At 43.9% G+C, this 20,481-nt stretch carries 19 protein-coding genes; 8 read left to right on the top strand and 11 right to left on the bottom strand.

The window, feature by feature from the left end; all coding sequences use genetic code 11:
* Positions 1 to 9 precede the first annotated feature (9 nt).
* From mglC to LQ983_RS02385, 4 genes are all read right to left on the bottom strand, one after another.
* Complete coding sequence (gene mglC, locus LQ983_RS02400; protein ID WP_006717420.1) at positions 10 to 1,020, bottom strand: galactose/methyl galactoside ABC transporter permease MglC; 1,011 nt, start codon at positions 1,018 to 1,020, stop codon at positions 10 to 12.
* An 18-nt stretch (positions 1,021 to 1,038) separates the two neighbouring features.
* Complete coding sequence (gene mglA, locus LQ983_RS02395; RefSeq protein ID WP_370636621.1) at positions 1,039 to 2,571, bottom strand: galactose/methyl galactoside ABC transporter ATP-binding protein MglA; 1,533 nt, start codon at positions 2,569 to 2,571, stop codon at positions 1,039 to 1,041.
* Between the two features lie 73 nt (positions 2,572 to 2,644).
* A complete protein-coding gene (mglB, locus tag LQ983_RS02390; RefSeq protein WP_048748781.1) occupies positions 2,645 to 3,637 on the bottom strand; it encodes a galactose/glucose ABC transporter substrate-binding protein MglB in 993 nt (330 codons plus the stop codon).
* A 216-nt stretch (positions 3,638 to 3,853) separates the two neighbouring features.
* Positions 3,854 to 4,873 (bottom strand): substrate-binding domain-containing protein, encoded by a 1,020-nt coding sequence (locus LQ983_RS02385; RefSeq protein ID WP_230621506.1) that lies wholly within the window; start codon positions 4,871 to 4,873, stop codon positions 3,854 to 3,856.
* A 243-nt stretch (positions 4,874 to 5,116) separates the two neighbouring features.
* Here LQ983_RS02385 and galT point away from each other — a divergent pair, with 243 nt between their 5' ends.
* The 5 genes from galT to lnt all read left to right on the top strand — a co-directional run bounded on the left by galT (position 5,117) and on the right by lnt (position 11,281).
* Positions 5,117 to 6,160, top strand: a complete 1,044-nt coding sequence (gene galT, locus LQ983_RS02380; protein ID WP_111296545.1) for a galactose-1-phosphate uridylyltransferase — start codon at positions 5,117 to 5,119, stop codon at positions 6,158 to 6,160.
* Positions 6,161 to 6,321: 161 nt separating this feature from the next.
* The gene (gene galK, locus LQ983_RS02375; RefSeq protein ID WP_111296543.1) at positions 6,322 to 7,476 is read left to right on the top strand and encodes a galactokinase; all 1,155 of its coding nucleotides are present in this window, start codon (positions 6,322 to 6,324) and stop codon (positions 7,474 to 7,476) included.
* On the top strand, positions 7,470 to 8,507 hold the full coding sequence (galM, locus tag LQ983_RS02370; RefSeq protein ID WP_230621505.1) for a galactose-1-epimerase: 1,038 nt from the start codon (positions 7,470 to 7,472) through the stop codon (positions 8,505 to 8,507). The genes galK and galM overlap by 7 nt, the downstream gene beginning before the upstream one ends.
* A gap of 224 nt (positions 8,508 to 8,731) precedes the next feature.
* Entirely contained in the window at positions 8,732 to 9,628 is an 897-nt protein-coding gene (gene corC / locus LQ983_RS02365) for a CNNM family magnesium/cobalt transport protein CorC (RefSeq protein WP_111296679.1), read from the top strand.
* Between the two features lie 108 nt (positions 9,629 to 9,736).
* Positions 9,737 to 11,281, top strand: a complete 1,545-nt coding sequence (gene lnt, locus LQ983_RS02360; protein ID WP_230622591.1) for an apolipoprotein N-acyltransferase — start codon at positions 9,737 to 9,739, stop codon at positions 11,279 to 11,281.
* Between the two features lie 59 nt (positions 11,282 to 11,340).
* On the opposite strand, the gene infA is transcribed toward lnt, so the two are convergent.
* Entirely contained in the window at positions 11,341 to 11,559 is a 219-nt protein-coding gene (gene infA, locus LQ983_RS02355; RefSeq protein WP_006717435.1) for a translation initiation factor IF-1, read from the bottom strand.
* 217 nt (positions 11,560 to 11,776) lie between these two features.
* Here infA and pepB point away from each other — a divergent pair, with 217 nt between their 5' ends.
* Both pepB and ndk read left to right on the top strand, forming a co-directional pair.
* Positions 11,777 to 13,084 carry an aminopeptidase PepB gene (gene pepB / locus LQ983_RS02350; protein WP_230621504.1) on the top strand — a complete coding sequence of 436 codons (1,308 nt, stop codon included), beginning with the start codon at positions 11,777 to 11,779 and terminating at the stop codon, positions 13,082 to 13,084.
* 11 nt (positions 13,085 to 13,095) lie between these two features.
* Entirely contained in the window at positions 13,096 to 13,521 is a 426-nt protein-coding gene (gene ndk / locus LQ983_RS02345) for a nucleoside-diphosphate kinase (protein ID WP_230621503.1), read from the top strand.
* Between the two features lie 151 nt (positions 13,522 to 13,672).
* Here ndk and apbC read toward each other — a convergent pair whose 3' ends face one another.
* Positions 13,673 to 14,785: an iron-sulfur cluster carrier protein ApbC gene (apbC, locus tag LQ983_RS02340; protein ID WP_230621502.1), complete on the bottom strand. Its 1,113-nt coding sequence runs from the start codon at positions 14,783 to 14,785 to the stop codon at positions 13,673 to 13,675.
* A 171-nt stretch (positions 14,786 to 14,956) separates the two neighbouring features.
* On the opposite strand from apbC, the gene metG reads away from it, so the two are divergent.
* Positions 14,957 to 17,017: a methionine--tRNA ligase gene (metG, locus tag LQ983_RS02335; RefSeq protein WP_230621501.1), complete on the top strand. Its 2,061-nt coding sequence runs from the start codon at positions 14,957 to 14,959 to the stop codon at positions 17,015 to 17,017.
* A gap of 132 nt (positions 17,018 to 17,149) precedes the next feature.
* Here metG and iscX read toward each other — a convergent pair whose 3' ends face one another.
* Genes iscX through iscA form a run of 5 tightly spaced genes read right to left on the bottom strand, consistent with a single transcriptional unit; the run spans position 17,150 to position 20,435 of the window.
* Complete coding sequence (gene iscX / locus LQ983_RS02330; protein ID WP_111296533.1) at positions 17,150 to 17,344, bottom strand: Fe-S cluster assembly protein IscX; 195 nt, start codon at positions 17,342 to 17,344, stop codon at positions 17,150 to 17,152.
* Positions 17,344 to 17,685: an ISC system 2Fe-2S type ferredoxin gene (fdx, locus tag LQ983_RS02325; protein WP_005700966.1), complete on the bottom strand. Its 342-nt coding sequence runs from the start codon at positions 17,683 to 17,685 to the stop codon at positions 17,344 to 17,346. The genes iscX and fdx overlap by 1 nt, the downstream gene beginning before the upstream one ends.
* A 10-nt stretch (positions 17,686 to 17,695) precedes the next feature.
* Entirely contained in the window at positions 17,696 to 19,555 is a 1,860-nt protein-coding gene (gene hscA / locus LQ983_RS02320; RefSeq protein WP_230621500.1) for a Fe-S protein assembly chaperone HscA, read from the bottom strand.
* A gap of 23 nt (positions 19,556 to 19,578) precedes the next feature.
* Positions 19,579 to 20,100, bottom strand: a complete 522-nt coding sequence (hscB, locus tag LQ983_RS02315; protein WP_006717455.1) for a Fe-S protein assembly co-chaperone HscB — start codon at positions 20,098 to 20,100, stop codon at positions 19,579 to 19,581.
* 11 nt (positions 20,101 to 20,111) lie between these two features.
* The gene (gene iscA / locus LQ983_RS02310) at positions 20,112 to 20,435 is read right to left on the bottom strand and encodes an iron-sulfur cluster assembly protein IscA (protein WP_230621499.1); all 324 of its coding nucleotides are present in this window, start codon (positions 20,433 to 20,435) and stop codon (positions 20,112 to 20,114) included.
* Positions 20,436 to 20,481: the final 46 nt, after the last annotated feature.

The following is a 20,481-nucleotide window of genomic DNA, read 5'->3' as shown; positions in this document are numbered from 1 at the left end:
ATCGGAAGATTATTTTTTCTTCGCGTATTTCAAGGAGTCGATAGCTACCGCGAGGATGATGATGCTACCTTTAATGATGTATTGCCAGTAAGGGTTTACACCGATATACGTTAAACCATAGTTAATGACGGTAAAGATGATTACCCCGGTAATAACACCGATAACCGTACCTACACCACCGGCGAAAGACACACCACCTACCACACAGGCTGCGATAGCATCCAATTCATACATGAAACCGAGGTTATTGGTTGCAGAACCGATACGACCGGCCTCTAACATACCACCGAACGCGTAGAACATACCGGCAATCATATAGATCACAACAAGGTTACGAGCAACGTTTACACCGGAAACTTTTGCCGCTTCAGGGTTACCACCGATAGCAAAAATGTTTTTACCAAAGCGTGTTTTATTCCACATCACCCACACACAGAAAGCACAGATGGCGGCATAAATGGTGATATAGGAAAGTTTAAATGAACCTAGACGGATGAAGCCTTGAGCAAAAACAGAGAAGTTTTCGCTGAAACCGGCGATAGGGGAGCCGCCTACAGCATCGTAATAAAGGGAGTTGAAACCGTAAACGATAATCATAGTACCCATGGTGGCGATAAACGGCGTCACGTTTAAGTAAGCGATAACCAAACCATTGACTAAACCGATGACTGCACCCACAGCACAAACAGCAAGGATAACTACCGGAATTGGAATTTCACCGAGGTCAGGGAAAACACGGTTCATGTTTTCCATGGATTGCAACATGGTCGCGGAGATTACCGCGGCGAGACCAACCTGACGACCGGCAGACAAGTCGGTACCTTGTGTGACCAATAAGCCGGCAACCCCAAGAGCGATGATTAAACGCACGGAGGATTGGGTCAGAATGTTACTGAAGTTAACCAAGTTAAGAAATGTCGGATCTTGTGCGATGATGATGCCAAGTAAAATCAACAACACAAAATAAATCGCATTTTGTTTTAGGAAATCGAATGATTTATTTTTTTCTAAGGCACTCATAATTTGTTCCTTTGTTATTTATAAATATTTTGCGGCAAGTTGCAAAATTTCTTCTTGAGAGGTTTTTGCAGTTTCAACAATACCGGCAACTTTACCGTTACTCATGACGAGAATGCGGTCGGTTACCCCAAGGAGTTCAGGCATTTCGGAAGAAATCATGATGATGCCTTTATCCTTTTTCGCCAGTTCCTGAATTAATTGGTAAATTTCAAATTTTGCACCGATATCGATCCCGCGGGTCGGTTCGTCCAACATCAGAATCTCCGGTTGGGTTAATAACCAACGACCGATGATGACTTTTTGTTGGTTACCGCCGGAAAGTGAGCCAATCGTTGTTTTGTGCGATGGCGTTTTAACATTCATGGAATCAATGACCCATTGTGTGTCACTACTCATTTTCTTATTACTGAGCAGTTTCCAAGGGGTTAAATAGGATTTCATGTTGGAAATCAGAGAGTTGAACTCAATGCTTAAGTTAGAGTAAATCCCTGTTGAACGACGTTCTTCGGTCACGAGCGCAAAACCGTGGTTAATTGCTTCAAGTGCGGTATGATTTTTTACTATTTTTCCATTGAGTTTAATGGTACCGCTTTTCAGTTCGCGCACGCCGAAAATAGCTTCAACTATATCTGTACGTTTCGCGCCGACGAGACCTGCAATCCCTAAAATTTCCCCTTTACGCAAATTGAAAGATACATCTTGAATAGAAGGTTGGTTTAATGCCGTCAGATTTTCTACTTCTAAGGTAATTTCTTTTGGTACGTTGGTTTTTTCCGGGAAACGTTGAGTTAATTCACGTCCTACCATCATGGAGACGATTTCTTCCATGGTGGAGGTTTTTACCGGCACGGTATTAATCCATTTGCCATCGCGTAGAATGGTGATCTCATCACAAATTTTGAAGATTTCGTCCATTTTGTGAGAAATATAAATAATACCGCAACCGCGATCTTTTAATTTTTGAATGATTTTAAACAGATGTTCCACTTCTTTTTCAGAAAGTGAGGATGTGGGTTCATCCATAATCACGATTTTAGCATTGTAAGAAAACGCTTTCGCAATTTCGATCATCTGCATTTGTGAAACAGAAAGTTTGGCTACTTTTTCTTTTGGATCAACATCAATGTCCAATTCATCAAAAATAGCTTTGGTATCACGGTACATTTTCGCGTGATCCACAAAAGGCCCTTTAAGTGGGTAACGACCTAGCCATAGGTTATCCATTACGCTGGTTTGACGCACAAGGTTAAGTTCTTGGTGCACCATGGAAATGCCGTTTTCTAAGGCTTCTTTTGAGGTTTTAAAATTCACGGGTTTGCCTAAAAACAAGATTTCACCTTCGTCTTTAGCGTAAATGCCGAACAAGCATTTTAACAACGTGGATTTACCCGCACCGTTTTCCCCCATCAATGCGTGTACAGAATGCGAACGGACGCTTAAGTTTGCGTGATCTAAGGCTTTTACGCCCGGAAAGGACTTGCTGACATTAGTCATGGTAAGCAGGACTTCGCCATTTTGGCTTCCGCTTTGACTTTGAATTTGCTCTGTCATATCCAACCTCATAAATAAAGGGGAAGGGACATAAGTGTTGTCCTACGCTTCCCCTTACATTAATAAAACAAATTTATTTTAAGAATTCAGATAAGTTATCTTTATCTACACCAACATAAGGAACGCGTACAACACGATCTTTAAGTTCCCATTTAGTGCCTTCGGTAGCCGGTTTGCCATTTGCTAAGTTATTAGATAACTCAACAACGGCTTTACCTTGGTTTACACCGTCATTTAACACGGTACCTGCAAGTTCACCTTTCTTGATCAGTTGTAATGCTTCCGGTAGGGCGTCAACACCGAAGATTGGTAATTTTTTACCGTGTGCTTTGGTTGCTTCTAATGCACCTAATGCCATACCGTCATTGTTAGAAATGATCACTTCGATGTCATTTGCTTTAGAGCTGGATAACCATGCATCTACTTTGTCTTTTGCTAAGGCTGCATCCCACATACCGGTATCAATGAAGAGTTGTTCAGTTTGAATACCTTGAGCATGTAGTTGTTCTACTACATATTTTGTACGTGCTTCAGCATCTGGGTGGCCCGGTTCACCTTTTAATAAAACAAATTGGATTTTACCGTCTTTGTTTAAGTCTAATGCAGGCATTGCTTTCCATTGTTTTGCAATTAAGTCACCTTGGATAATGCCTGATTCTTTCGGATCTGTGCCTACAAAGTAAGCGTTATCATAAGAAGCGATTGCTTTTGCACCCGGGTCTTTATTGAAGAACACAACAGGAATATTGTCCGGTTTTGCTTTACCGATGATGGTTGGTGCCGCAGATGGGTCAACTAAGTTGATCGCTAACGCTTTTACGCCTTTTGAAAGTAATACGTCAACTTGGTCGTTTTGAATAGACTGTGCGTTTTGAGAGTCATTCATTAATAATTTCACGTCTTTTAATTGATCTGCGTCTTTTTGGATTTCTTTACGCATCAAAGACATAAAGTTGTCGTCATATTTATAGATTGTCACACCGATACGGGTTTCTGCTTGTGCTGCACTGATGCCAGCACCGAAAGCTACTGCTAAAGCAACTGCACTTAATACTGTTTTTTTCATAATGCATGTTCTCCATTAATTGTTCATATAAAGAATAAAGAGGGGTTTATTTCAGTGATAATTCATTAAAGCATTATTATCAAAATCTTACCTTTTTACACTGCAATCGCTACTCGGGTAATTGGCAGTAAGGATACCTTGTTTTTTGGGGAAAGAATGTGATCATATTCACATTTATGAAAACGATTACATATCTCGCTCAAAAATAACGCAATTTTAGCGTTTTTCCTCCTTTGGATAGGGGCTTTCCACCGAAAAACGTCTGACTAATGTCGGATTAAATTGCGGATTAATAGGTAAAGAAAGGCTTTTATCAACCAAGCTTAGTGCCAGTTTTGCGGCATAATTTGCCATAAGATCAATAGGATAACGAATCGTTGTAAGTTTAGGCACCAAATAACGGGCAATTGGCATATCGTCAAAACCAATAATAGAGAACTGTTTCGGGACTTTGATATTGTTTTCATTGAGTACGGATAACGCACCTGCCGCCATGGAATCATTGTAGACAACAACGGCTGTTAAATTATCGTTATAACTCAATAGGTTAATCATGGCTTCTTCACCACCTTCGAAATCCGGTGTGCTATGTACGATGGAATTTTCGACAACGGGGATGCCATGTTCTGTAAGCGCATTCAAATAACCTTGTTTGCGCTCAGCTTCGTCGTTAATTCTATGGTTTGAGCCGATATAACCGATATGGCGATGCCCTGCGTTAATCAGCGTATTGGTAGCAATATAAGTGCCTTTTTGGTTATCCAATCCGACACAGCGGGATTCATAACCTTTAATACAACGGTTGATAATTACCATTCCCGGCACACTTTCTAAATAATCCGCTAAAGTTTGATCATCTAATGCCTTGGAATGCACGACCAAACAATTACAACGTTTACGCAGTAGGGTATCAATCGCTTCTTTTTCTTTTTCTGCCTGATGGTATCCCATGCCGATCAAAATATTTTTGCCATGCTCCATGGCGACGTGATCAACCGCTTTCACTAAAATTGCAAAAAAAGCGTCCGTTACATCGGTCACTACAACGCCTAATGTATCGGAACTTTGCGAAGCCAAAGCCTGCGCATTGGCATTTGGACGGTAGCCTAATTGTTCAATAGCGTTCAATACAGCGGCACGGGTGTGTTCTTTCGCACAAGGGTGATTATTTAACACCCTAGATACTGTCGCGACAGAAACGCCAGCCTGTTTAGCAACATCTCGAATAGTAACCATAGATATCCTTTCATTATGTGTGACTAAAACCGAAGGAATCATAATCGGAAAAAAGACTTTTTGGAAACGCTTACTTTTAAAAGTGTCGTTTCTGTCACAGTTTTTCTGATCGCTTTATGGCTTAAACAAATAGAAATTCATTTTTGTGATCTTGCTAACAGTTTAATTTGTTAAATATGCTATTTTATGCCATATTTTTGTAATCGTTTTCATAAATTAAATACAACCGAACAGAGGTACATTATGACAACTGTTTTTGAACCTACCGATCATCCACACCGCAGATATAATCCGTTAACCGACCAATGGGTTTTAGTTTCTCCTCATCGCGCTAAGCGTCCATGGCAAGGACAACAAGAGAAAGTCAATGAAGAACAAAAGCCAAGTCACGATCCGAATTGCTATCTTTGCCCGCGTAATAAACGCATTACCGGTGAGCCCAATCCCGATTATCACAAACCTTATGTGTTTAAAAATGACTTCTCCGCGCTGTTAGAAGACACACCGGCACCGCAAAATAACGACAATCCGTTATTCCAAAGTTCACAAGCTCGTGGTGAAAGTCGCGTCATTTGTTTTTCGCCGGATCATAGTAAAACGTTGCCATTATTGACAGCACTTGAGATCGAAGAAGTCATTAAAGTCTGGCAGGAACAGCTCCGTGAGCTCGGTCAAAAATACCAATGGGTACAAATTTTTGAAAACAAAGGGGCGGCAATGGGCTGTTCTAACCCACATCCACACGGACAAATTTGGGCAAACAGCTTTTTACCGAATGAAGTGGCGAGAGAAGATAAAGCGCAACGTCAATATTATGAAAAACAGGGTTCTGTACTGTTAGTGGATTACGTCCAACAAGAACTGGCTCGCAAAGAACGTATCGTTGTGGAGACAGAACATTGGGTTGCTGTGGTGCCGTATTGGGCAGTTTGGCCGTTTGAAACGTTGTTGTTACCAAAAGCACAGGTTAAACGCTTAACGGAATTAAGTGACGCTCAAGCGAAAGATTTGGCGGTGATATTGAAAAAACTCACGACCAAATACGACAACCTATTTGAAACCTCTTTTCCGTACTCCATGGGTTTCCACGCTGCACCGTTTAACGGCGAAGAAAACAACCATTGGCAATTGCACGCCCATTTCTACCCGCCGCTTTTACGCTCCGCCACTGTGCGCAAGTTTATGGTGGGCTACGAAATGCTCGGCGAAAGCCAACGCGATTTAACGGCGGAACAGGCAGCAGAAAGACTGCGTGCGTTGAGTGAAATTCACTATAAACTGAAATAATGCGCCGAATTCCCCTCTTTAGCAAAGAGGGGTTAAGGAAGATTTGGTAGAAGGACACCAATCTCATATGAAATTTAAATATCGCAATTAAATCTCCCCCTGCCCCTCTTTACAAAAGAGGGGAGCTGATTGAGCAATACTTGAAGATAAAGGACACAAGCATGACACCAATCCAAAAATCCCAACACATTTTTACCCAAAAATACAATAAACAACCGGAGTTGACCGTGTATGCCCCCGGTCGTGTGAATATTATCGGCGAACATACCGATTACAACGACGGCTTTGTGATGCCATGTGCGATTAACTATGGCACGGCGATTACCGGCGCGAAACGCAATGATCATGTTTGGAATGTGTATGCTGCTGATTTGGATTTGTCAGATGAATTTTTACTAGACAAAGAAATCCCACAAAGTGAACAAAAATGGGCGAACTATGTGCGTGGCGTGGTGAAATTCATTCAGGAACGTTGCCCTGATTTTAAACAAGGGGCGGATTTGGTGATTTCCGGTAATGTGCCGCATTCTTCCGGCTTGAGTTCTTCCGCTGCGTTAGAAGTGGTAACAGGAAAATTCTGTCAGCAGCTGAGCGATTTGTCTTTAAATCATACAGACATTGCGCTTATTGGGCAAAAAGCAGAAAACAAATTTGTTGGTGCCAATTGCGGCAATATGGATCAGCTGATTTCTGCGCTAGGACAACAAGATCATTTATTGATGATTGACTGCCGTAGTCTTGAAACGCAACCAACGCCCGTGCCGCAGGATGTGGCGGTAATTATCGTGAACTCTAATGTGCCGCATGATTTGGTTACCGGCGAATACAACACCCGCCGTCAGCAATGTGAACGTGCGGCAGAATTTTTCGGCGTGAAAGCCTTGCGTGATGTGTCCGTGGCACAGTTTAAAGAAAAAGAAGCAGAATTGACCGCACTTGATCCGCTGGTGGCAAAACGCGCCCGCCATGTGGTGATGGAAAATCAACGGGTGTTAGATGCGGTAGATGCCTTGAAACATAATGACTTAACCCGTCTTGGCGAATTAATGGGGCAGTCACATGATTCTATGCGCGATGATTTTGAAATCACTGTGCCACAAATTGATTATTTAGTGGAATTGGCACAGCTGGTCATCGGTAAACAGGGTGGTGCACGCATGACTGGAGGTGGTTTCGGCGGTTGTATCGTTGCTCTTGCGCCACACGATAAAGTAGAAGCCGTACGCAAAATCGTGGCAGACAATTATGAAAAACAAACAGGCTTGAAAGAAGATTTTTATGTTTGCACGGCTTCGCAAGGAGTGCGTGTATGCTAGAACAACACGCCCAAGGCATTGCGCCGGACGGTTTGCCGTTTCAGCTTTTCACGTTGCAAAATACGCAAGGAATGCGTGTGCAATTTACCGACTGGGGGGCAACGTGGACGTCTTGTCGCGTGCCGGTCAACGGAGAATTGCGTGAAGTCTTGCTGGGTTGCAAGTTGGAAGCGTATCCCGTTCAGCAAGCCTATTTAGGGACGAGTGTCGGACGTTATGCTAACCGCATTGAGAATGCGCAATTTCCGCTTAATGATAAAACCGTGACCTTAACCGCCAACCAAGGAACGCATCAACTTCACGGCGGTGTAAACGGTTTTGATAAACGCCGTTGGGCATTAGAAAAGTGCGGTGAAAATTTCGTGTGTTTTTCTTTGCATTCTGCCGACGGTGATCAAGGTTTTCCCGGCAATGTGGATGTGACGGTAACTTACACCTTAACGGAAGAGAATTCGGTAAAAATCGAGTATGCCGGGAAAAGCGATCAGGATACGGCATTGAATTTAACTAACCACGCTTATTTCAATTTAGAAAACGCTGAGCAGGGGACAGATGTTCGTCATCACTGCTTGCGTCTGAATGCGGATTTCTATTTGCCGGTAGATAACGAAGGGATTCCAAATTCGCCGTTAAAACACGTTGTCGGCACCAGTTTTGATTTTCGCGTTGCCAAGCCGATTCAACAGGATTTTCTACAAGGCGAACAGCTTGCTACCAAAGGCTACGATCATTCTTTTATCGTCAACAAAGCCTGGCAAAAACCTTGTGTTTTGCTGAGTTCACCAAATGATGATTTGCATTTGGAAGTGTTGACTTCACAAGCAGCATTGCAGGTTTACACCGGTAATTTCCTCGGCGGCACACCTACTCGGCATGGCACGCAATACGCGGATTACAGCGGTGTTGCGTTGGAAACTCAATGTTTGCCCGATACGCCAAACCATCCAGAATGGCAAAATTACGGAGGCATTGTGAAAGCCGATGAGGAATATTATCAATGGACGGAGTATCGTTTTAAAGGGAATGATTAAACCCAAAGTGCGGCTAACATTTGCCACATTTTTTCTTTCTGTAGTTTGTCTCTCATAGCCGTAGCTTAAGCGATTAACGATCCTGTGCTGATGACTGCCTGTTTTGTGATATGCCACAAAATTTAAGAGAAAAATAGACCGCACTTCCGTTCTTCCTTTTGCGCTTTCGTGGCAAATATGGTACTTTCTCCGCTGTCAATCCGACGGCAACTTTTTTTATTTTTATGAACGAAGAACACTCGACCAACCAATCTGAAGTTACTAAAAAATCTTTTTTCCAATCCCTTTTCGGACGTTTCTTTCAAGGCGAACTTAAAAATCGCGATGAGTTAGTGGAAGTGATCCGAGATTCTGAACAAAATGATCTCATTGATCAAAATACCCGAGAAATGATTGAAGGCGTGATGGAAATAGCCGAGTTACGCGTACGCGATATTATGATTCCGCGTTCTCAAATCGTTTTCATCGAAACCGATCAGGATTTAGATTCTTGTTTGGACACCATCATTGAATCTGCCCACTCCCGTTTCCCGGTGATTGCCGATGCGGATGACCGCGACAATATCGTGGGGATTTTGCATGCGAAGGATTTGCTGAAATACCTGCGTGCGAATGCGGAAGAATTTAATCTGTTACATATGATTCGTCCGACCATGATTGTGCCGGAAAGCAAACGAGTGGACAGAATGCTAAAAGATTTCCGTTCCGAGCGCTTCCACATGGCGATTGTGGTAGATGAATTTGGTGCTGTGTCCGGTTTGGTGACTATTGAAGATGTGTTGGAGCAAATCGTCGGAGATATTGAAGACGAATTTGATGAAGAGGATGTGGCGGATATTCGCCAACTTTCCCGCCATGCTTACGCGGTGCGTGCCTTAACGGATATTGAAGATTTTAATCAACAATTTAACACCCAATTTAATGACGAAGAGGTGGACACTGTTGGTGGTTTGATTATGCAGGCATTCGGTTATTTACCAAAACGAGGTGAAGAAATTACACTGGAAAATCTGCACTTTAAAGTGACCTCTGCAGACAGCCGTCGCATTATTCAACTTCGCGTTACCGTGCCGGACGAGTATTTGCCGGAAATGGAGAACGTTGAGAACGTGGCTGAGTAGCTTTCCATTTAAAACCGTCAAGTTGCTTCTTTTGGCAATGTGAGGAATGGAAGACCAATATATTAAAAGGATAAAAAGCAGGCATTTTGCCTGCTTCACTATTTTATGATGAACAAATATTTAACTTACCTTATTGCGCTTATTTCTGGTGGCATCGGTGTATTCGCCTTTGCGCCTTTTCATTACTGGGTCTTGTCCTATGTCTCTTTATTTGGCTTGATTTGGGTGGTAAAAACACCGCAAAAATCCACCGCACTTTTATCTGCTTTTTTATGGGGCTTGAGTTTCTTTACATTTGGGGTGAACTGGCTACATGTCAGTATTCATCAATTTGGAGATGCGCCTTTAGCGGTGAGTTATTTCTTAGTGGTCTTGTTGGCAGCATACTTATCGCTATATCCACTCTTATTTGCATATTTGGTACGCCGTTTACAGGTGCAGAGAGCCGTGATGTATCCGGTATTGTGGACGTTTACCGAATTCCTGCGCGGTTGGGTTTTCACCGGTTTTCCTTGGTTACAATTCGGTTATACGCAAATTGATAGTCCGTTTGCCGGAATTGCGCCGATTTTCGGTGTCAGCGGTTTAACTTTCTTTGTCATGTTCCTAAGTGCGGTCGTTTTAAACATCGTTTCTGCGTTGTGGAATTCTCTGAAAAAATGGAATGTGGCGTTAGCAAATAGTCTCATTTTAGTGGTTATTGGTGGGGCGGCAAGTTACACATCGCAGATCAATTATGTAAAAGAAAATCCTGAAAAAGCGCTGAATGTTTCTTTAGTGCAGGGCAATATTGAACAAAATTTGAAATGGGATCCGAATTATCTGTATCAAACCATGGAAAATTATGGGCGATTAATTGGCGATAATTTGGGAAAAACGGATTTGATTATTTTGCCGGAAGCCGCATTTCCGACCTATGAAAACAGTATCCAACCGTTTTTCCAAATGTTGCAATCCTTGGCGGAAAAAGCCAATACGGAAGTGATGGTCGGTACGATTTATCAAGATGAAACCTTAGGCAAATTGTTCAATTCTATTGTGGTGGTGGGGAGTCAAACAGCCCCTTACCATATGGAAACAGCGAACCGTTATAATAAACATCATCTGGTGCCGTTTGGTGAATATGTTCCATTAGAGAGTATTTTACGCCCGCTCGGTTCTGTGTTTAATTTACCTATGTCGGCTTTTCAAAGCGGAGCGCCTGTACAACAAGCATTACAAGCTAAGAACCTGAATTTCACCGCGGCGATTTGTTATGAAATTATTCTCGGTGCGCAATTACAGAAAAATCTCACGGCAAACAGTGATTTTATACTCACGGTGTCTAATGATGCCTGGTTCGGTAATTCCATCGGCCCGTGGCAACATTTACAAATGGCACAAATGCGTGCGTTGGAACTCGGTAAACCGGTCATTCGTGCAACCAATACAGGCGTGACGGCATTTATTGATGCCCAAGGCAAAATTGTGGCACAAGCCCCGCAATTTGTGGAAACGGTGTTGACGCACCGTATTGCGCCGACACAAGGCAAAACCCCTTATAGTGTCTTTGGTGATATGCCGTTATATGTCTTAAGTGCGGTCTTTTTCTTGTTGCATTTGTTGGGCATGTGGCTTCAGCGCCTGATCTTGAAACGGGTAAGAAAAGCTTGAGGCGAAAAACAAAAACACCGGAGATTATCCGGTGTTTTTGTTTATGTCATAAAGCGAAATTAACGGCTACGGAATACGATGCGGCCTTTGCTTAAATCGTATGGTGTCATTTCTACGGTTACTTTGTCGCCGGTTAAAATACGAATGTAGTTTTTACGCATTTTGCCGGAAATATGTGCAATTACCACGTGGCCGTTTTCCAACTCAACGCGAAACATGGTGTTTGGCAAGGTTTCTAATATAGTGCCTTGCATTTCAATGGAATCTTCTTTTGCCATTTGATCCTCTAAAATAATTAATCGGTTTTTCCGCCGGCTACTTTTGGCGGAATCTCATACAAAAAGTCGGTGCGGATTATACCGTTTTTGTCGGTGGCAAGAAAGTTTTTTAACGCAGATGCTCGTAGGAAGCGCTTTTTTATTGGATTCATGATGAGAAAGCCCAGTAAAACTGATATATTACAGGCCGTTATTCTCAATATTTAAAGGAGAAATTATGTCTATGCAAGTTCTGCTTTCAAACCAACCGGCCTCGGCGGTTTGGGGTGAAAAGGCACTCATCAGTTTTAATGAAGATAAAGCGACCCTTCATTTAATCGATTTTTCCGACCGCACTTCTATACAAAAAGCGGCACGCAAGTTACAAAATCAAGGTATTTCTGATGTTGCGCTAAGCGGAGAAGGGTGGCAGTTGGAAAGTTGTTGGGCGTTTTATCAAGGTTTTTACAATGCGAAAAAGCAGTTTAAACTCCAGTTTCCGACGCTATCTGACGAGCAACAACGAGAGCTAGGTTATCGTATTCAATGTGGCGATTTCGTGCGTGAAATCATTAATCTGCCGGCAGCCATTTTAACGCCGGAAGAGCTTGCCCAACGCGCAGCGAAGTTTATCGGGCAAATGGCAGAACAAGTCGCTAAACAAAGTGCGGTCAGTTTTTCCATCGTTTCTCGAGAAGCATTGCTAGAACGTGGTTACCACGGTTTATGGCAGGTGGGGAAAGGCTCGCAAAATCTGCCGGCGATGTTGCAGTTGGATTTCAATCCGACCGGCAATCCGGAAGCCCCGGTGTTGGCTTGTTTAGTGGGTAAAGGTATTACGTTTGACAGTGGTGGTTACAGCATTAAACCGAGCGATGGCATGAGCACCATGCGCACTGATATGGGGGGCGCAGCGTTATTGACGGGGGCGTTAGGTTTGGCGATTTTGCGTGGTTTAAATCAACGGGTGAAATTATTCCTTTGCTGTGCAGAAAACTTGGTGAGTAGCCGCGCCTTTAAATTGGGTGACATTATCCAATATCGTAACGGTGTCAGCGTAGAAATTCTTAATACGGATGCCGAAGGGCGCTTGGTGTTGGCGGATGGGTTAATTGATGCGGATGCACAACAACCTCAATTTATTGTGGATTGTGCTACCTTAACCGGTGCGGCAAAAGTGGCGGTGGGCAATGATTATCACAGTGTGCTATCCATGGATGAGCAGTTGGTCGCCGATTTATTCCGTTCTGCTGAGCAAGAACAAGAGCCATTTTGGCGCTTGCCTTTCGCGGAATTACATCGCGGACAAATTAAAACGGCGTTCGCTGATATTGCCAATACCGGCACGGTTCCTGTGGGCGCAGGTGCTAGCACGGCAACCGCATTTTTATCTTATTTCGTGAAAAATTATCAACAACATTGGTTACACATTGATTGTTCCGCCACGTATCGCAAAACCCCAAGCGACTTATGGGCGACCGGCGCGACCGGTATCGGTGTGCAAACCCTTGCCAATTTATTATTAGCTAAAGCAAAACAACAGTAAGAGGATGTGAAATGAGCTTACAACGAACGTTATCTATTATTAAACCGGATGCCGTAAAGCGTCATTTAATCGGCGCGATTTTGGCACGCTTTGAGCAACAAGGCTTCAAAGTGATTGCCGCTAAGATGGTGCACTTCACCCAAGAGCAAGCGGAAGGTTTTTATGCAGAACACCAAGGCAAACCTTTTTTTGCGCCTTTGGTGGAATACATGATTTCTGCACCGGTATTCGTGAGCGTGTTAGAAAAAGAAAATGCCGTGCAAGACTACCGCACTTTAATCGGTACGACGAATCCTGAAACGGCAGCAGAAGGCACGATTCGCCGTGATTTTGCATTAAGTCAACGGGAAAACTCCGTGCATGGTTCCGATAGCCCGGAAAGTGCGGCACGAGAGATTGCTTATTTCTTCGTTAATGACGAGATTTGCGATTATTAAGATTGCGATTTAAACAAGAGGCCATTTTGTCAAAACAACGTGGCTTTTTTATTACGATAAGCAAAAAGTGCGGTAGATTTTTCAGATGTTTTAAAACATCTTGGAAATCCACCGCACTTCTATTTTATACAAGATAATTTAAGTAACGCCGTTACTTCACTTCGCGGAACATAATTTCACTCGGAATCACAGAACCTTGCCAGTAAAGTTCGGTCGCAACTTTTTCCGCTAATTTTAAGAAACCTTGTGCAATTTCGCTGTCTGGCGCGGCAACCACAGTCGGTTCGCCGCGATCCAAATCTTGACGAAGGCGAATGTGTAACGGTTGTTGACCTAATACTTTGATGTTGTATTTATCCGCAATGCGTTCTGCACCACCGGTACCGAAAATCGCTTCTTGGTGACCGCAGTTGCTGCAAATGTGTATGGACATGTTTTCCACAATACCTAACACCGGCACGGAAACACGCTCAAACATGGAAATCCCTTTTACCGCATCCAATAGGGCGATGTCTTGTGGCGTTGTGACAACCACGGCGCCTGTCACCGGAATTTGTTGGGACAGGGTAAGTTGAATGTCACCGGTGCCCGGAGGCATATCGATCACAAGATAATCCAAGTCAGGCCATAGGGTTTCTTGTAAGAGTTGGCTTAATGCACTGCTTGCCATTGGACCGCGCCAAATGGTGGCGTTGTCTTCGTCCATTAAAAAGCCGATGGAATTGGCATACAAGCCGTGCGCTTCGATCGGGGTGATGTGTTGGTTATCAGGTGATGTTGGGCGTTGATGCGGTGCGCCGAGCATGTGCGGAATGGAAGGCCCGTAAATATCCGCATCTAAAATTCCCACGCGTGCACCTTGTTGGTGTAACGCGATGGCAAGGTTGACGGAAACGGTAGATTTACCCACGCCGCCTTTACCGGAACTCACCGCAATAATATTTTTTACACCTTTTACCGCAGGATGGTTGTTGGCGCGTTTAAGGGTGGCGATTTGATAGCTAAGTTGCCATTTGACATTTTCTACTTCTGCCGCCGCTTTTAACGATTCGGTTAAGGCATTTTTTAATTCGGCAAACGCGGTGTTCCAAGCGAAAGGCATGGATAATTCCACACGCAAAGTATCACCGCCTTTTTCGGCTTTTTTCAATGTGTTGAGAGAAATGAGATTTTTTTGCAGAGTAGGGTGTTGAAAGTTTTTGAATAACCGAACAATATGTTCCTTCTGTTGTTCCGTTAAATTTTCAGAAAATAACGTCGCCATAATGCTTCCTTTTTTAGTGTAGTAAATTCGTTGGTTATATTTAATCATGACCGCCTTTATCTGTTAAGTTAAAAATGCCTAAATCATGATTAAACTAGAAAAAATACCCTCAATAAGGTAACATAGGCGCCAATTTTTTTCCGTTTTTTAAGTATTTTAAAGGTCAATATTATGTCGAATTCCAAGCGTAAAATTTTAGTTACTTGTGCCTTGCCGTATGCCAATGGCCCAATTCATTTAGGTCACATGTTGGAGCATATTCAGGCGGATATTTGGGTGCGTTTTCAACGGATGCGCGGCAATGACATTCACTTTGTGTGTGCCGATGACGCACACGGTACGCCGATCATGTTAAAAGCCGACCAAATGGGCATTACGCCGGAACAACTTATTGATGATGTACGTCACAAACATATGGCGGATTTTGCCGGTTTCAACATCAACTTTGATAACTACCATTCCACACACAGTGAAGAAAATCGCGAGTTTTCAGAGTTCATTTATAACCGCTTAAAAGAAAACGGTTTTATTAAAAGTCGCACCATTTCCCAACTCTATGATCCGGAAAAAGGGATGTTCTTGCCTGATCGTTTTGTGAAAGGCACTTGCCCGAAATGTAAATCGCCGGATCAATATGGCGACAACTGCGAAGTGTGCGCGGCAACCTATAGCCCGACAGAACTCATTAACCCGCGTTCTGTGGTGTCAGGCGCAACGCCGGTCATGAAAGATTCCGAACACTTCTTCTTTGATTTGCCAAGTTTTGAAGCCATGTTGAAAGACTGGTTGGGCTCCGGATCTTTGCAATCGGAAGTGGTGAACAAAATGCAGGAATGGTTTGAAGCGGGGCTTCAACAATGGGATATTTCCCGCGATGCACCATATTTTGGTTTCCAAATTCCGAATACGGAAGGCAAATATTTCTACGTTTGGTTGGATGCGCCTATCGGTTACATGGCGTCTTTCAAAAATCTGTGTAAACGTGACAGCAGTATTGATTTCGATAGTTTCTGGCGCAAAGACAGCGATGCAGAGCTTTATCACTTCATTGGTAAAGACATCATGTATTTCCACAGTCTATTCTGGCCTGCCATGTTAGAAGGTGCGGGTTTCCGTAAACCAAGCAATATTTTTGTGCACGGCTATGTGACGGTGAACGGCGAGAAAATGTCAAAATCCCGCGGTACCTTCATTCAAGCGGCAACCTATTTGAAACATTTGGATCCGGAATGTTTGCGTTATTACTACGCGGCGAAATTAAGTAATCGCATTGATGATTTGGATTTGAATTTAGAAGATTTCGTTCAGCGCGTGAATACGGATTTGGTGAATAAACTGGTAAATTTGGCTTCCCGTAACGCCGGTTTTATCCAAAAACGTTTTGACGGTAAGTTGGCGGCAGCATTAGATGATCAGGCTTTATTTAATGAATTTATTGCACAATCTGAGCAAATCGCCACGTATTACGAAAATCGTGAATTCGGCAAAGCCATTCGTGAAATCATGGCATTAACCGATAAAGCCAATAAATATATCGACGATAAAGCCCCTTGGGTGATTGCGAAAGAAGAAGGCAAAGACACGGAGTTGCAAGCGGTGTGTTCCATGGGTCTTCAATTATTCCGCGTGCTGATGGGCTATTTGAAACCGGTGCTGCCGAAACTTGCGGAACGTGCAGAAGCCTTCTTGCAATCAGAATTAACCTGGGAAAATTTAGCGCAGCCTTTATTAAATCACCAAATTGCACCGTTTAAAGCCTTGTTCTCTCGCTTGGATGGTAAACAAATTGAAGCAATGATTGAGGCATCTAAAGCGGAAAATGCGCAAGTGAATGCCGCGCCTGCTGCAAAAAGTGCGGTCAAAAATGCCAATGAATCTGCGGGAGCTATCGAGCCAATTGCAGAGACCATCACGATTGATGATTTTGCTAAGTTAGATATGCGAGTGGCGAAAGTATTGAAATGCGACGCCGTGCCGGAATCCAATAAATTATTGCGCTTTGAACTAGATTTGGGCGATCACAAACGCCAAGTTTTTTCAGGTATCAAGGCGGCTTACGATAAGCCGGAAGATCTGGAAGGACGCTTTGTGATTATGGTGGCAAATCTTGCACCACGCAAAATGAAATTTGGTGTGTCCGAAGGCATGATTTTAAGTGCGGGCACCGGCGGCGCCGATTTATTCCTGTTGTCTGCTGATGCGGGTGTGAAAGCGGGAATGCAGGTGAAGTAAGCATCATTCCACATTGTAGGGACAGACTTTATGTCTGTCCGACAATCAGATGATACGAATAGGACAGGCATAAAGCCTGTCCCTACGATTAAAGTTTGCGACCAAAGTGCGGTGACTTTTCTGAACGAATTTCTATTCGTATTCTTCCAACCATTTCAGCAAAATAGCTTCTAAAATCCCTTCGTTTGATTTTTGCGGATCATCGTCAAAATCCTCTAACTCACAAATCCAGCGGTGCAAATCGGTAAAACGCACGGTTTTTGGATCCAGCTCCGGATTGTTGTCATACAATGCTTCGGCAATGAGTTGGGCGTCCGTCCATTTCATTAGTGCGCCGCCTCATTTGCGTGGTTAATGTTGTATTTCGGGATTTCAACGACCAAGTCTTCATCGCCGACAATACATTGGCAAGACAGTCGGCTGTCCATTTCTAAGCCCCAGGCTTTATCTAACATATCTTCTTCTTGATCGCTTGGTTCATTTAAAGAATCACCGCCTTCACGCACGACCACATGGCATGTGGTGCAAGCGCAAGAGCCATCGCAAGCGTGGTGAATTTCTACGCCGGCGTTGTGGGCCACTTCAAGCAAATTATCACCGGCAGCGGCATCAACGACCATGCCTTCCGGGCAAAATTCTTCATTAGGTAAAAAAATCACTTTTGGCATTTTAATATCCTTACTTTCCTACAATATCATCAACGGAGTGACCTGCTAGCGCGGTACGAATGGATTTATCCATACGACGCGCTGCAAATTCCTGCGTTGCTAAATCCAGCGCTTTGATACCTTGTTTGATGGCAAGGGAATCATCCTGCTGTTTTAATTGTTCCAACGAAATAATTGCGTTTTTAACTGCACTTAATTCGTCGTCATCTAATAAATCATAATCTTGTGCCAGAGCAGAGCGTACGCTTTCCAGTACACGTTCCGCCTCTACGCGTTGTTCTGCCAATAAACGCGCTTGAATGTCTTCTTTGGCATTTTCCATTGAAGCTTTCAGCATGTTGGCAATTTCATCGTCCGTTAAACCGTAAGATGGTTTCACCTGAATCGAGGATTGCACACCGGTGGTTTTTTCCATGGCGGTGACGCTGAGCAATCCATCTGCATCTACTTGGTAGGTGACGCGAATATGCGCTGCGCCGGCCGCCATCGGCGGAATGCCGCGCAGCGTGAAGCGGGCGAGAGAACGGCAATCGTTCACCAGTTCGCGTTCACCTTGTACGATATGCACCGACATCGCGGTTTGCCCGTCTTTGAAGGTAGTGAATTCTTGCGCACGCGCCACAGGAATAGTGGTGTTGCGTGGAATGATTTTTTCCACCAAACCGCCCATGGTTTCGATGCCAAGCGAAAGCGGAATGACATCTAACAACAATAGCTCGGAATCCGGTTTATTGCCGGCGAGAATATCCGCTTGAATGGCGGCACCAAGGGCGACCACTTTATCGGGATCGATAGAGGTCAGCGGTTGTTTTTGGAAAAATTCACCCACTTGTTCGCGCACATAAGGCACGCGGGTAGAACCGCCCACCATCACCACTTCATTCACGTCTTCCACTTCCACGCCGGCATCTTTTAAGGCACGGCGACAAGCAAGTAAAGAACGTTTAACTAACGGTTGAATCAGTTCGTTAAACTGCTCTCGGCTGATGTTGCCAAGCCAATTACGATACTGAATTTTAGCTTCCGTTACGTTAGTTAATTCCACTTTAACGTGATTGGCTAATTCGATCAGTTCACGATATTGGCTGTCATTTTCCGGTTTTACCGCAGATTGTTCGATAATCCAATCAGCTAAGACCAAATCGAAATCATCACCGCCTAGCGCCGTGTCGCCGCCGGTTGCCAACACTTCAAACACGCCACGGGAAAGGCGCAAAATGGAAATATCAAAGGTGCCGCCGCCTAAATCATACACGGCAATCACGCCTTCTTGTCCGCTATCCAAGCCATATGCAATGGCTGCCGCAGTCGGTTCATTTAATAAACGCAGAACATTAAGTCCCGCCAATTTCGCCGCGTCTTTGGTGCTTTGGCGTTGTGCATCATCAAAATAAGCCGGCACGGTGATCACTGCGCCTACAAGATCGCCGCCTAAGCGTTGCTCGCCAAGTGCGGTCAATTTTTTCAGTATTTCTGCGGAAATTTCAATCGGGCTACGTACACCTTGGCGTGTTGCTAATAAAGGCAAACCGTTTTCACTGGCGACAAATTGATAAGGCAAATTCGGATAACGTTGTTGAATATCCGCAAGACTGCGACCGATTAAACGTTTGACGGAAATCACCGTATTTTGCGGATCTTGCGTGGCAAGTTCGGCGGCTTCGTAGCCGACAATCACGTTTTCATCTTTGCCAAAATGCACAACAGAAGGCAATAACGGACGATTTTGTTCGTCTAATAAAATGTCACTGTGGCCGTTGCGTACGGTAGCAATCAGGGAGTTGGTGGTGCCGAGATCGATGCCCACGGCAAGTTTTTGTTGATGGGGTGCGGCACTTTGTCCCGGCTCTGCAATTTGAAGTAACGCCATGTTGTCTCTCAATATGCTTTACATTAAAAATCTAGAAGAGTTTCTTCAACTCGCTCAATTTCTGCTTGAAGTTTTTTAATAAAACGTAATTTGTCTGTGATTGCCCGTGCGATGTCCCATTGTTGCGCATCAAGTGCGGTGGATAATTCGTCTAAAATTGCGCGGCGGGTGCGTTCGATGTCTTTAGTGAACGCCGTCAGTTCGTCGCTGTCTTTGTTATTTTCGATATTTTCTAAGGTTTCGCGCCATTCCATTTGCTGCATCAGAAAACTGATGTCTTTACTGCTTTTTTCTTCTACGTTTTCCACCTCGCCGGTGTGAATGGCAATAATGCTGTCGGCGCGGCTAATCGGATCTTTTAAGGTGCGTAAGGCATCGTTGATTTCCGCCGATTTTTGAATCGCCAAGCGCTGTTCTTGCGCAGACGCGGCGGAAAAATTATCCGGGTGCAGGGATTTTTGTAAGGCCAAATAACGCGTCGCCAATAAATCCTGATCCAGTTGAAAAGACACGGGTAAATCAAATAAAGCAAATGGATTGTTCATACCTTTCTCGATTAAACGTTAAAACTCTCACCGCAACCGCATTCGTCTTTGACGTTCGGATTGGTGAATTTGAACCCTTCGTTTAAGCCTTCTTTGGCAAAATCCAGCTGGGTGCCGTCTAAATACACTAAGCTTTTGGTGTCCACGATCACTTTCACGCCATGTTGTTCAAACACTTGATCGTCTTCGTTTAATGTATCCACGAATTCCAGCATGTAAGACAAGCCGGAGCAACCGGAGGTTTTAATGCCTAAACGTAAACCGATCCCTTTTCCGCGTTTTTCTAAAAATGTTTTGACGCGATCAGCTGCGCTTTCGGTGAGTGTGATTGACATGTTTTATTTCTCCAAAATCAAATGCTACTTAAGTGTTTCGCAGTGT

The sequence above is a fragment of the Aggregatibacter sp. Marseille-P9115 genome, from assembly GCF_920939465.1.
Classification (GTDB): Bacteria; Pseudomonadota; Gammaproteobacteria; order Enterobacterales; family Pasteurellaceae; genus Aggregatibacter; species Aggregatibacter segnis_B.
Note: the sequence above shows the minus strand (reverse complement) of the source record. Positions and strands in the feature narration are given on the sequence as shown.